Genomic DNA, 12,633 nt, shown 5'->3' on the forward strand with positions numbered 1-12,633 from the left:
GAATTGAAGAGGATAGGTGGGGGATAACTGCCCGTAAAAGCCCGATTGGTGAGGGCTAATAATCAGAGGGGGGATGAAGAAAATCCCCTCTGATTAAAGTTTCACTTTATCCGAAAAAGAAGGTAATTCGAAATTTCGAATTACCCTTTAGAGAAATTTGTTTGTACTTCATTGATTGGCCAATAGCGTAAATCAACTTTTCCAACAACTTGTTCTATTTTTACAAATCCGAAGTTACGACTATCCCAGCTTCCTAAACGATTATCTCCAATTACAAAGAGAAACCCTTGCGGAACAACCTGTTCATCTGTTAACTCTTCGAGGGTAAAGTCTCCTGTTAACTGTCTTCCATGAATTTGTTTTTTGTATTCATCTAAATACGGCTCTTTAATAAATTGTCCGTTAATATATAGTTTATCACGTTTGTATACAATTTTGTCACCTGGAAGTCCGATAATTCGTTTCACATAATCTTCTTGTTTATTCGCGTGAAAAACAACAACATCAAAACGGTTCAACTCACCAAACTGATAACCTACTTTATTCACAATCAGCATATTACCATCTTGAAGCGTAGGCATCATCGATTTTCCTTCTACCACATACGTCGCAAAGAAAAAAGTGCGAAAAAATACAGCTAATAAAACACCTATAAAAATTGTTCTCATCCACTCTATGCTTTCTTTTTTCCACTTTCGCTTCATCATGCCACATCCCTTTCTCTTTTCTATAACAGGGGTGCGCTCACTTACGAAGTTTAGTCTCTGCTCAGTTCAAGCTTTACTTCAATTTTCTTTCCAACGTACCATAAAATAAAAATGACACCTAATACGATCGTTGTTTTTACCGGCTTATGCATAAAAGAAGCAAGATCATGGCCAACGTAACTTAACACGAAAATCATCACAAGCTTACCAAGTGAAAGTGCTAAAATAAACTGCCGCTTACTAATACGAGACAAACCCGCTACTACATTAATAAGCGCTGACGGAGTAAACGGAAAACAAAATAACAAGAAAATGGGTGCAAATCCTTTTCTCTCTATCCATGTCATTGCACTGCGAACTCGTGGATGTCTATTTACAAAAGCAAAAAAGCGACTTCTTCCAAAACGACGAATGATAAAAAACACAAGCATCGCCCCTATACATGAACCGAGCCATGAATAGAAAAAGCCAAGCCATAATCCAAAGGCAACTGCATTTGCCATCACAAATAAAAAGAGAGGCAGAGCTGGAATAAACGCTTCAATCATCGGAAGTCCAACACCAATTAATGGACCAAATTCCTGATAATTCTTTAACAAATGTTCCATATTTTCTATTGTAAAAAACTCTTTAATTGTTTGAAAATCCATTCTATTATGTACCCCTTTACCTTGCTCTAATGAATTGTAACTTTTTTCTGAATGAAGAGAAGATTACCTTTCCTATAAAAACCCAATTCGTGCAACTCCATAAGAAGAACTGACATTTCTGTTTACCTTTTCTTGTTATTACTTTACCATTACTCTGCAATAAGGGGAACTGACCTATCTGACAAATAAATATATATTTAATTTCCATATTTCCTAGAAAAAATCCTTTTATAAATAACAAAAAAAGGATGGCAAATGCCACCCTTTTTCAAACTATGCTCTATAAGATTATAGTTTTACAACGTTTTTAGCTTGAGGTCCACGGTTACCATCTTCTACTTCAAAGCTAACTTTTTCGCCTTCTTCTAAAGATTTGAAACCTTCAGTTGTAATAGCAGAGAAATGTACGAATACATCGTTTTCGCCTGGAACTTCGATGAAACCGAAACCTTTTTCATTGTTAAACCATTTTACTTGACCTGTTTTCATAATAACTTCCTCCTGAAAATAAACATATTTTTTAGTTTTCACAACATAAAAAAAGAATCCACACATTATCAAATGCGAAACAGAACACATACATAATTTTTCTCGCTAGTTTCACGGCACTTGATAACATATGGATTGCTTGATTTAAGGTATTCAACTATACATTGACTATACCATATTGCAAAGGGAATGTACAACATAATTTGTAAAAACAAAAGAACCGTTGCTTATTGAGCGCCGATTCTTTTGTTTTTACAAATTATATAATGAAAAAAGAGTTCAAATACGTTTACTTGTTTACAAGCGAAAGAATAATTATTTTTTCGTGTAACGAATGTACGATGCATCATTGTAAATCCACTGATTTCCACCTACATTTAACCAGTTTCCTGATTGCTCCCACACTTTGTACACTTCTCCCTTTTGCACTTTACGAATAATACGATTACTCGTTGATGGGCCAGAACGTAGATTTACATTATTTCTATTAATATATACCGTAGCTTGTTCCTTATTCGATTGCTGCACTTTTTCCCCGCTTGAAATAGCATTTCCATTATATGCTTTTAGCACATCCGCACGAAATTGTGCTTCCGATATGCCATGACTAGCTAAGTAAGCTAATGGATCTTCGTGATCAGTACCACCGAACTTATACGTAACGTCTTTATGAGTCCATAACCCTTTAGATGGATGAATATTACGGTTACGTAAAATCTCCGCTAGCAGTTTTACATACCGTTCATACGACTTTTTAAACTTTACTGGATTTTTCGTCTCACTTAATTCAACTTGAACAAATCTCTCATTCGCAGTTGGTCCTGCCCCCCATGCACGATATTTCGTATTCGCAATCTGAATCGTTTCATCCCAATCGACAACATAATGAACAAAAGCAGATGACCATGTACGAGACTGAAAACGTTGAATGTTAATTGCCGGTACCTCAGGAGTAGCAGTTGAATGCGCTACAACCCCTTCATACTTGCCTATACCATTGCGATATGGTTCCTTAGGTAAATTGGGAATCATAAGTGTACTATCAGCAAATGCACTATTAACCGAGGTTAATAACGTAATAGACGCTACCGTTACAGAGAATAGTAGTTTAATAGGTTTCATTTTTCATCACCTTCAAAAAAATCTTGTTTGATTTATGTAGAAAAAACAACTATATAAATCCGAATTAAAAAAACGACATAAAACCATTCTTTTTCGGTGGGCGAGAACATCTGGCCATGCCACATGCAAGGTAAAACAAAGGGAGAAAGCAAGTGCAGGCCCCTTTTGTTCTGCATAACCGCAATCTATATGTCGAAAATTTCAAACGAATTCATATAAAAAGCCCCGGTTAAACTTAAACTTTATTAAGAGAATTGAGAAATAGTAGAAAAGTGTTCTATATAATAATAGACATATTTTGGGGACTCAACTATATAAATACAAATTAAAAAATGACATAAAAAAACAGTCTTTCAGATAGACGAGACATCCAGCTACCCATAATATTTCCTAGCGGATAAAGACTGAAAACAAAGAAAAAAATGAAAGCAAGTCTAATAGCGATTGATATGTCGAAAATTTAAAATGGATTTATATGTATTTAAATTATCTCACATAATTACTGTTTAAAACAGAGAAAAAGTTCTACTAATAAATAAAAAAAGACGAATTAGTATTCTTTATAAATATGATATACTAAAATCAGTAAAACATAATATATAAAATAAGAGGTGTTATTATGAAGAAATTCATTACATCAACAGTTTTATCATTAAGCTTAGCAATCGGTATAGGCTCAACGATTACGCTTGCCGCTGAAACAGAAAATTATGTTCACAAAACTCCAACAGTTTATCAAAATGTGAATATAAATTCTATTTCTCTAAAACTTCCTGTTAATGCAAGTTTTAGCTCTGGTAAAGTAGTTTGGCAAGTGCAACAACCTGACGGAACATGGGAAAATGTTGTTTATCCACGTACAAGAAATCCACAATATTTTGTAGGCTGTTCTATGTCATTAGGAATTTCAAAACCATCATTATCAATGCCGCAAAATTACAGAGTGAAAATGATTAACCGGACGACTGGTACAGTATCTATTTCTGATCCTATAAATATTACTCCATATGCTAAATATTAATGGAGTTTTTCACTACTATATTAACATCGTCTCTTTTTAAAGTAGGCGAGAGCGCTGGCCATGCGTAGAAGCGACCAGGGCCTTTTTCTACCACATATGCAAGGTTTAAAACAAAAAGAGTAGGCGGGTACAATGCTAGATTATGTTTCCTATGTATGAATAAGAAGAAGGATAGTTCCTTCTTCTTATTCCATATTATCAATCTTCCTTTTTAAAAAGATACATTTTTTCATATGCTGGCTTTAGCTCTAACACCTCATTTTGATTCACTAGTAAAAATTTTGTCGCCGCTTGTTTTCTTTTTCTATCTTCAAATTCGGCCCGAAGCTGAGCAGTTCGGTTTCTCTGATTTTCAAAACTGTTTTTAGATACTTCTAGCTTAATTGTCTGACCATTTATGAATTCAATAAAAATATTTCCATGTGGAAGTTTTGTTACATTATCAATATGAAAGTGCGATAACCAAGCACACTCTTTGCGAGAGTAAGAAAATGTGGGGAAAAAGTAAATATAATCTGTAGGACTAATTGCAATCGGTGCTTTATGAGTAAAGCCTGTGTATTCCTTCGTACCATCTTTCCGACCACCAAAGCTAGCGCCATATTGACGACAACTTTGTTCCACGATCTCAAGTGGCTTTTGATACACAAAAAATTCATCATTTTCTTCAATCACACGCGTTACAATTCGTTTGTCATTTAAAACAATTGGAAGCAATGCAATCGTGTTTGAATTCACAATGTACTGCGGTGAGTACTTTTCGACTTTAATAGTCATATTTTTCCTCTCCTTTGGCAATTTTGGATAATTTTATGCAATTATCTACATGGATAATTGTAGCATTTTATATGAAAAATAGCCGACATTTTCAATATTTTTACAATTCCTTATTAATAAATTAAAAATTCCTTTTATACGTCTGTATAACTAACAGACTTAAACTACATACTCTTCCTATAGAAAATAAAATAATCTAATAGTTAATTTCATATTTTTCATTTTGAAATATTTGTAATAAAAGAGGGAGCCAGCTCGAAAGCTGACTCCCCCTCTTATTATCGCGTAAACTGCTCTGCCTCTGTTGATCCTTTCAATGCTGTCGTTGACGAAGTTCCACCGGTAATAACTTGTGCTACTTCATCAAAATATCCTGTACCAACTTCTCGCTGATGACGCGTTGCTGAGTAACCGTACTGTTCTGCGGCAAATTCTGCTTGCTGCAACTCTGAATATGCTGCCATACCTCGTTCTTTATAACCGCGCGCTAGCTCAAACATGCCATAATTTAAAGCATGGAAGCCAGCAAGCGTTACGAATTGAAATTTATAACCGTAAGATGCAATTTCCTTTTGGAAGTTTGCAATTGTTTTATCGTCTAATTTTTTCTTCCAGTTAAAGGACGGTGAACAGTTATAAGCTAATAGTTTTCCAGGGAATTTTTTATGAATTGCTTCTGCAAAACGTTTTGCATCTTCTAAATTCGGTTCTGATGTTTCACACCAGACAAGATCGGCATACGGCGCGTATGCTAAGCCACGCGCGATTGCTTGATCCAGTCCAGCTTTCGTCCGAAAGAACCCTTCTGGTGTTCTTTCTCCTGTAATAAATGATTGATCAACAGGGTCGATATCACTCGTAATTAAATCCGCTGCGTCAGCATCTGTTCTAGCAATAATGAGCGTTGGCACTCCCATTACATCTGCCGCAAGACGCGCTGATATTAAATTACGCACTGCCGTTTGTGTTGGGAGTAATACTTTTCCTCCTAAATGACCACATTTCTTTTCAGAAGAAAGTTGATCTTCAAAGTGAACACCAGACGCTCCTGCCTCGATCATTCCTTTCATCAGTTCAAATACATTTAGTTGTCCGCCAAATCCTGCCTCTGCATCAGCAACAATCGGTACGAAGTAATCAATATCACCGCTTCCTTCCATATGCTGAATTTGATCCGCACGCTGCAGCGTTTGATTAATGCGTTTTACAACCGCCGGCACACTATTTGCCGGGTACAAACTTTGGTCTGGATACATATGACCTGATAAATTTGCATCTGCCGCTACTTGCCAGCCGCTTAAATAAATTGCCTTTAACCCCGCCTTTACTTGCTGCATTGCTTGATTCCCAGTTAATGCCCCTAACGCATGAATGTAATCTTCACTATGAAGAGAATTCCAAAGTTTTTCTGCACCGCGGCGTGCTAACGTATATTCAATATCAATCGATCCGCGAAGACGAATGACCTCCTCTGCAGAATACGGACGTATAACTCCTTGCCAACGTTTATCAAGCTCCCAGCTCTCTTGTAATTTCCCGGCTCTTTCATTTCCCATTGTTTCCATCCCCTTTTCCCTTTATAAAATCTCATACCCCGGTAACGTTAAAAATGATACAAATTCATCATTTCGAACAAGATTCGTAAATAGTTTCGTAGCTTCGACAAATCGTCCTTTTTTAAATCGATCACTACCAATCTCTTGCTCTATTTTTTCTAACTCTTCTGTTTTAAACTGTTCTACTAATGCAAATGTAATCTTTCTTCCATCCTCGAGCTTTCCTTCCTTGTGACGAATCCATTGCCACACTTGCGCCCTTGAAATTTCTGCAGTTGCCGCATCTTCCATTAAATGATAAATAGGTGCAGCTCCCTTGCCACTTAACCACGATGCAATATATTGAATACCAACACTAATGTTTGTACGAAGACCTGTTTCTGTAATCGTTCCCACTGGAACTTCTAATAAATTTTGCTCTACTATTTGAATCTCTTCCCGTTTTCGATAGATTTGATTTGGCGTTTTCATAATGCGATCAAATACTTCCATCGCTACAGAGACAAGTCCCGGATGGGCAACCCAAGTCCCATCATGCCCCTCACAAGCCTCCCGCTCTTTATCAGCGCGTACTTTCTCAAATGCTGCTTCATTTGCTTCCGGGTTGTTCTTAATTGGAATTTGCGCTGCCATCCCCCCAATTGCTGGTGCACCCCGGCGATGACACGTTTGAATGACGCGTAAACAATACGCGCGCATAAACGGTACACTCATCGTCACCTGCGCTCTGTCCGGAAGTAAAAACTGTTCATGATTGCGAAACGTTTTTAAGAAACTAAAAATATAATCCCAACGTCCACAGTTTAACCCTGCTGAATGATCACGAAGCTCATATAACATCTCATCCATCTCGAATGAAGCATGAATCGTTTCGAGCAGTGCCGTTGCTTTAATTGTTCCATGCGGAATGCCCATGTATTTTTGCGCAAATACGAACACATCATTCCATAATCTTGCCTCTAAGTAACTTTCCATTTTCGGTAAGTAAAAGTATGGGCCGCTCCCTTTTTTCATTAACGCCTTTGCATTATGAAAAAAGAACAATCCAAAATCTAATAAACTACCTGATACTTCTTCACCATCTACTAACACATGCTTTTCTTGTAAATGCCATCCGCGAGGCCGCACCATTAATACAGCTGTTTGTTCATTGAGACGATATTTTTTACCATTTTCATTTGTATATGAAATCGTTCCCTTAACTGCATCTCGTAAATTTATTTGTCCTTCCATTGCATTTTGCCATGTTGGCGCATTCGAATCTTCAAAGTCCGCCATAAAAACACGCGCTCCTGAATTGAGGGCATTAATAACCATCTTACGATCAACCGGTCCTGTAATTTCTACGCGCCGATCTTGTAAATCATTCGGAAGCGGTGCAATCGTCCAATCATCCGCCCGAACATTTGCAGTTTCCTCTAAAAAGTGTAATAACTCTCCTGCATCAATTCTTTTTTGCTTTTCTACTCGTCTCTGTAGTAATTCCTTGCGGCGTCCGTTAAAATTCTCATGCAACTCTTTTATAAATGTGAGTGCTTCTGGTGTCAAAATCTCCAAATACGCCGGTAATACTTCTCCAACGAGTGTAACCCGCGAAGTTTGCGTCGACATATTAGCCTCTCCTTTTCACAAACTGTTTTATAACAGTTTCAGTTTATATGTTTATATTATATAACATAAAAATTAAAAGGGAAGGATTTTTTAGAATTTTTTAACAATATCTCAAAATTGGTTTATATGTACTTTTCACATCCCTTGTAAAGGACGTATCGAATAACAGCGTGACAATAATCATTATTACTGTAAATTTATGTTAATATATAAACAGGATTCGTTGAATAGGGATAAGTTACGTTATTCAGCAACGCTAAAAGGGGAGAGAAAGGAGATTTAGTTAAAAAAATTATAGATAAATATAATATAAAAAAAGCGGCGGTAGTCGGAGACCGTCTAGCCGATATAAACGCAGCTAAAGATAATGGTTTAATTGCAATTGGATGTAATTTTGATTTTGCACAAGAAGAGGAACTTGCTCAGGCTTATTTAGTGATAAATGACTTTATGGAGGTCAACTACCCACCACTTGCCCGTCACGCGCTTGAAGATGGGGACTTCTTTCGGAAATACGTTAAAAACAATATTACCTAAAATGAAAATAGTTTACTAAACTAACTAGTGCTTTAACTGAATAAGCGAAGGAATAAATAAACGCTCAGAATGATAGATTTCTGAGCGTTTATTTATGAATCCATTTTGAGTTTCCGACATATATAAATACAAGTTGACTTTTTAACATATAAGTCGCTGCTATGCAGAACAAAACATGGCCGCTACTTGCTTTCTCCCTTTGTTTTACCTTGCATGTGGCAGGAAAAGGCACTAACCGCTTCTATGCATGGCCAGATACTCTCGCCCACCGAAAAAGAATGGTTTTTAGTTTTTCTCCGAAATAACGAAACTACTTCGTATATAACCATACCTTTTTACCGATTATGTTTTCCATTTTCTTTTTCTTCATGCTTTGAAGAATTTCCGTGCTTATTTTCTTTTCGTTGCTCTTTTTCATACTCTTTCTGTTCTTTTTTTTGTTCGTGATATTCTTTTTTTTGTTCTTTTCGTTGCTCTTGTTCTTCTTTTTTCTGTTCGTGATATTCTTTTTTCTGTTCTTTATCGTTGCTTTCTTCTCTATGGCCGTTATTTCTTTTCTCTGACGGCTGCTGTACATGAGCTGGTTGCTGTTGTTCGTTTTCTTCTTTCTGCTCAGTTCTTTCTTGTTGCTCAGAAGACGAGGAATTCAATGGTGAATCTGAAGGAGACGATGAATCCGGCTGCAAATCTACTTCAGGAGGTTGTTCCTCTTGTACTTGCGGCGGTGCAGGGGAAACAGATGATTTCTTCTTCTGATTTTCTTGTTTCAGATAAATCCCTGTGCTGATTCCTGCTTTTTGGGCATCCTCCCTCATCTGCATCGTACTTTCCTGAAATATGACTGTAACATGTTTTTCATCATACTCGCTTTTTAATTCTTGAATAGTCTTTTGCAGCTCTGGTTCCAATGATTTTTCTTTTGCAACAGATGTTAGCATAACTTGCTTGTCACTCGTTAAGTATCCATCCTCTTTACTTTGTTTTACAATTCCACGCACTACGTCTTGCAAATGCTCATTTTTCCACCGTTTTAATTCTTTTAAAATCCGCTTACCATCCTCATTACAAGCTCGTAATTCTGTAACCCGAAGATCCTTTGTCACACTCGCTTCTATGCTTGGGTTAATATCGATAGACACATAGGCAAGTGCTTTTTCTTCAGGCTGATTGAATAAAAACAAAAAGACACATAGAAAACAAGTAAAAATTAATGATGCCGGTTTTAATATAGAAGGAACTGAAAAAGACACTTGTCTCTTTTCTTGTTCATGAAATACGATTTCCTGTCCAATCACGTAAGAGTTCGACTTTTTCTTACAATTAATAAATTCTCCGTCCGGTGTCAACACAACTATGCTTCGTTTTTTTATCTCCATCACAATCCCTTTATTCATTCCCCTGCCCACCTCTTATATATTCTTGAATGTATACGTAGTTGTTTACAAAAATAATGCACATTGCAATGATATATTTCCTATGCCGCTCCAGCGTTTTACGGCTTGTTCTAACATGTGGTTCAATTTGTTTGAGAGGTAACTTTTTCTTTCGGAACAGCTCTTCTATCATTTTCTCTTCTTTTGTAATAATCATTGCAATTCCTATTAAATGCTCCCGCGTATCACGATGCTTCGGAGACTCTTTAGCAAGCTCAGCAAACGATATTTTAAATTCAGATAGCACGCCTTGAAAATGAAGAATTTCTTCCTTCCGGTTACTACTTTCCATCTCTTTCATATATTCAGTAAGGGCCGCTTGCATTTCTATTGTGTCCTCTTGCTGGTCTTCTTTTAAAAAGACGAGGTTATGCCTAGACTCCTTACGTATGTAGTCAATTACATCTCTTTTTATAAGAAGTTCAGCAAATGAAAGAAAAGATTTCCCTTTTTTATATGAATATTGTTCAATGGCTTGATGAAACGCAAACAGTCCAATGCTATATTCATCGTCCTGCTCCGTAATATAACGACGACAGACAGCCGAAATCGATTTTCGAATAAAAGGTCGATATTGGGCAATAAAAGCTTCCTTATCTTCTTCATTTTTTTGTATCTTAAATACTACGTCTTCTATTGTCGATTTTTTTACAACTTTCATCAATAAACTTAACACAGGTAGTCCCTCTCCTCCCCTCTGCTAAAAATAGTAAAACGGTCACTAAAGAAGTGACCATTTCACTACAGTATTTCCAGACTTTTCTTAGTGCTTTTCTTCATGTTTCTCTCTATTTTTTCCCTCATGTTTTTCTTCACGCTTTTCTTGACCGACTTTTTTACCGTTCTCTTCATGATTTTCCTTTTGTTTGGACTTCTCATGAGAAACAGCAGCTTTATGTACTGGCCCTGCTGGTTGCGCTGGCTCTGCTGGGTGTGCTGGCCCTACTGGTTGCGCCGGCTCTGCTGGGTGTGCTGGCCCTGCTGGTTGTGCTGGCTCTGCTGGTTGTGCTGGCTCTGCTGGGTGTGCCGGTTCTGCTGGGTGTTCAGATTGCTCTACTTGTGATGGTTGTACGACTTTATTTGTGTCTTCCATTTTTTCAGAAGTTTCTTCTATATTTTGATCTACTGGCTTATTTTCCTGTGCAACAACATGCTTTTGCTTTTCTTGTACTTTTTCTATTTTAACAGCAATTCTTGCAAAACTCTTCTCTATATTTTTGGAAATTGCAGCTTTCGCCTTCGGATTTTTCACTTTATCAAGAGCTTTTGCTAATGCTTCAATATTGTGTCCAATATGTACTTTTACTTTTTCCGCTTCTGTTTTTTCTTTGTCAGCTGGCTTTTTTGTTTCTTTCTTTTTTGCGTCAGTAGTCTTTTCTACTTCTGTTTTCGTGTCTTCAGCTTGTTTTTCTGTTTCTTCTTTCTTTACCTCAGCAGTTTTTTCTACTTCTGTTTTCGTGTCTTCAGCTTGTTTTTCTGTTTCTTCTTTCTTTACCTCAGCAGTTTTTTCTACTTCTGTTTTCGTGTCTTCAGCTTGTTTTTCTGTTTCTTCTTTCTTTACCTCAACAGTTTTTTCTACTTCTGTTTTCGTTTCCCCTGAAAGCTCATCAGCTTTTTCTAAGTTTTCGGCTGCTTTTTCTAATGTATTTTGTGTGAAATCATCTTTCCCCTTTTTCATTAACACATCCGCCTCAGCAATGCGTTCTGCCGCTTGTTCAGATAGTAGCTTTGCCTTGTCTAAATCATTGTTTGCAATCGCCATTTTAATATCTTCCACCATCGTTTTTACAAAGTAAAAGAAATCTCCTTGCACTAAAGTCGGCTTTTCTGTCTCTGTTGTTTTTGCTGCATCTGTGTTGCTGCTAGCATACGCCGCCGTTCCCATTAAAAATGGACTGCATGCCATCAGCGTTATCATAGTTCCTTTTAATAATATCTTCTTCATCTCATCTTTCCTCCATTTGCTTTCTTTGCTATACATATTCGGAGAGAAAATAAGTTTTAAGGGGGTTGAAACAATTTTTTCATAAAAAAATAAAAAGCTGACTTTCTGTCACCTTTTTCAATACATATGAAAATTGCTTTTCTATTTTTCTACCATCCGTAAACTTCTAACTATATAAAATATCATTGTACTAAATACGATAACGAGAAATACGATGAGTGAAATTGTAGAAAATCCGACTTCTTTTTGCATTGCAATTTGTGCATTTTCCCACGTACTATATACACCAAATGTAATAATCTCAAATTGTAACCACCCTAATAATGTGCGGGAATGTATATATAATTGTTGTTTTTGCGCTTCTGTAACATGTGGAGGATAGTTAAACAAGTGAGGAAAACGACTTAAGACGTGAAATAATATATAGAGTCCTAACCCAACAATCGGATGAATAAAAATATTCCCTTTCCCGCCAAATCCATCCGCTTCTCCACTCCATCCAAAATGAGTTGGAATCCTAGACGGTAAAGACGACCATATGAAACCAATATATATAAGCATCACAACAAGCCCTATAAGCGACAAACCGTCCAACCACCTTTCAAGAATTGTTCTTGGCGCAACCTTTTTCATCTCCATCCCCCTGCTTTCATATTATTTTTCATAGCTAAAAAAACAGTTTAGTAGATCAGGTATTGAGAAGAAAATGTGTCATAGCAGTATACAAATCAATACCGACAGCGACTAAATTTACCAGCCAATTCACACGTACACCTTAACATAAT

General features: G+C 36.7%; 11 protein-coding genes and 2 pseudogenes. 2 read left to right on the forward strand and 11 right to left on the reverse strand.

Features of this window, described 5'->3' with window-relative positions; translation table 11 throughout:
* Positions 1–140: 140 nt before the first annotated feature.
* From lepB to H280_RS22990, 4 genes and pseudogenes are all read right to left on the reverse strand, one after another.
* Positions 141–704 carry a signal peptidase I gene (gene lepB, locus H280_RS0104185; protein ID WP_028411095.1) on the reverse strand — a complete coding sequence of 188 codons (564 nt, stop codon included), beginning with the start codon at positions 702–704 and terminating at the stop codon, positions 141–143.
* 53 nt (positions 705–757) lie between these two features.
* Positions 758–1,357, reverse strand: coding sequence for a TVP38/TMEM64 family protein (locus tag H280_RS0104190; RefSeq protein ID WP_020059862.1), 600 nt, complete (start codon positions 1,355–1,357; stop codon positions 758–760).
* A 288-nt stretch (positions 1,358–1,645) separates the two neighbouring features.
* Positions 1,646–1,846 carry a cold-shock protein gene (locus H280_RS0104195; protein WP_020059863.1) on the reverse strand — a complete coding sequence of 67 codons (201 nt, stop codon included), beginning with the start codon at positions 1,844–1,846 and terminating at the stop codon, positions 1,646–1,648.
* Positions 1,847–2,164: 318 nt separating this feature from the next.
* Positions 2,165–2,968 (reverse strand): annotated as a pseudogene (locus H280_RS22990) (N-acetylmuramoyl-L-alanine amidase); the annotation flags it as partial.
* A gap of 619 nt (positions 2,969–3,587) precedes the next feature.
* Between H280_RS22990 and H280_RS0104205 the strand changes: the two are divergent.
* Positions 3,588–3,989, forward strand: coding sequence for a hypothetical protein (locus tag H280_RS0104205; protein ID WP_020059865.1), 402 nt, complete (start codon positions 3,588–3,590; stop codon positions 3,987–3,989).
* Positions 3,990–4,187: 198 nt separating this feature from the next.
* Here H280_RS0104205 and H280_RS0104215 read toward each other — a convergent pair whose 3' ends face one another.
* The 3 genes from H280_RS0104215 to aceB all read right to left on the reverse strand — a co-directional run bounded on the left by H280_RS0104215 (position 4,188) and on the right by aceB (position 7,933).
* A complete protein-coding gene (locus H280_RS0104215; RefSeq protein WP_020059867.1) occupies positions 4,188–4,766 on the reverse strand; it encodes a competence protein ComK in 579 nt (192 codons plus the stop codon).
* Between the two features lie 278 nt (positions 4,767–5,044).
* Positions 5,045–6,322, reverse strand: coding sequence for an isocitrate lyase (gene aceA, locus H280_RS0104220; RefSeq protein ID WP_020059868.1), 1,278 nt, complete (start codon positions 6,320–6,322; stop codon positions 5,045–5,047).
* 21 nt (positions 6,323–6,343) lie between these two features.
* Positions 6,344–7,933, reverse strand: coding sequence for a malate synthase A (aceB, locus tag H280_RS0104225; RefSeq protein ID WP_020059869.1), 1,590 nt, complete (start codon positions 7,931–7,933; stop codon positions 6,344–6,346).
* Positions 7,934–8,200: 267 nt separating this feature from the next.
* Here aceB and H280_RS24660 point away from each other — a divergent pair.
* Positions 8,201–8,489: pseudogene (locus tag H280_RS24660) on the forward strand (hypothetical protein); the annotation flags it as partial.
* 316 nt (positions 8,490–8,805) lie between these two features.
* Here the strand turns inward: H280_RS24660 and H280_RS22995 are convergent.
* The 4 genes from H280_RS22995 to H280_RS0104245 all read right to left on the reverse strand — a co-directional run bounded on the left by H280_RS22995 (position 8,806) and on the right by H280_RS0104245 (position 12,481).
* Entirely contained in the window at positions 8,806–9,864 is a 1,059-nt protein-coding gene (locus H280_RS22995) for an anti-sigma factor domain-containing protein (RefSeq protein ID WP_020059870.1), read from the reverse strand.
* Positions 9,857–10,579, reverse strand: a complete 723-nt coding sequence (gene sigI, locus H280_RS0104235) for an RNA polymerase sigma-I factor (RefSeq protein ID WP_020059871.1) — start codon at positions 10,577–10,579, stop codon at positions 9,857–9,859. The genes H280_RS22995 and sigI overlap by 8 nt, the downstream gene beginning before the upstream one ends.
* A gap of 87 nt (positions 10,580–10,666) precedes the next feature.
* Positions 10,667–11,848 carry a DUF5667 domain-containing protein gene (locus H280_RS26700; protein ID WP_020059872.1) on the reverse strand — a complete coding sequence of 394 codons (1,182 nt, stop codon included), beginning with the start codon at positions 11,846–11,848 and terminating at the stop codon, positions 10,667–10,669.
* 141 nt (positions 11,849–11,989) lie between these two features.
* Positions 11,990–12,481, reverse strand: coding sequence for a DUF1648 domain-containing protein (locus H280_RS0104245; RefSeq protein WP_020059873.1), 492 nt, complete (start codon positions 12,479–12,481; stop codon positions 11,990–11,992).
* Between the last annotated feature and the right edge of the window lie 152 nt (positions 12,482–12,633).

The organism is Bacillus sp. 123MFChir2 (assembly GCF_000383235.1).
Lineage (GTDB): Bacteria > Bacillota > Bacilli > Bacillales > Bacillaceae_G > Bacillus_A.

Coding starts and splice junctions, on each gene's coding strand:
- lepB (WP_028411095.1), bottom strand. CDS start 704: ATGAAGCGAAAGTGGAAAAAAGAAAGCATAGAGTGGATGAGAACAATT.
- H280_RS0104190 (WP_020059862.1), bottom strand. CDS start 1,357: ATGGATTTTCAAACAATTAAAGAGTTTTTTACAATAGAAAATATGGAA.
- H280_RS0104195 (WP_020059863.1), bottom strand. CDS start 1,846: ATGAAAACAGGTCAAGTAAAATGGTTTAACAATGAAAAAGGTTTCGGT.
- H280_RS0104205 (WP_020059865.1), top strand. CDS start 3,588: ATGAAGAAATTCATTACATCAACAGTTTTATCATTAAGCTTAGCAATC.
- H280_RS0104215 (WP_020059867.1), bottom strand. CDS start 4,766: ATGACTATTAAAGTCGAAAAGTACTCACCGCAGTACATTGTGAATTCA.
- aceA (WP_020059868.1), bottom strand. CDS start 6,322: ATGGGAAATGAAAGAGCCGGGAAATTACAAGAGAGCTGGGAGCTTGAT.
- aceB (WP_020059869.1), bottom strand. CDS start 7,933: ATGTCGACGCAAACTTCGCGGGTTACACTCGTTGGAGAAGTATTACCG.
- H280_RS22995 (WP_020059870.1), bottom strand. CDS start 9,864: ATGAATAAAGGGATTGTGATGGAGATAAAAAAACGAAGCATAGTTGTG.
- H280_RS26700 (WP_020059872.1), bottom strand. CDS start 11,848: ATGAAGAAGATATTATTAAAAGGAACTATGATAACGCTGATGGCATGC.
- H280_RS0104245 (WP_020059873.1), bottom strand. CDS start 12,481: ATGAAAAAGGTTGCGCCAAGAACAATTCTTGAAAGGTGGTTGGACGGT.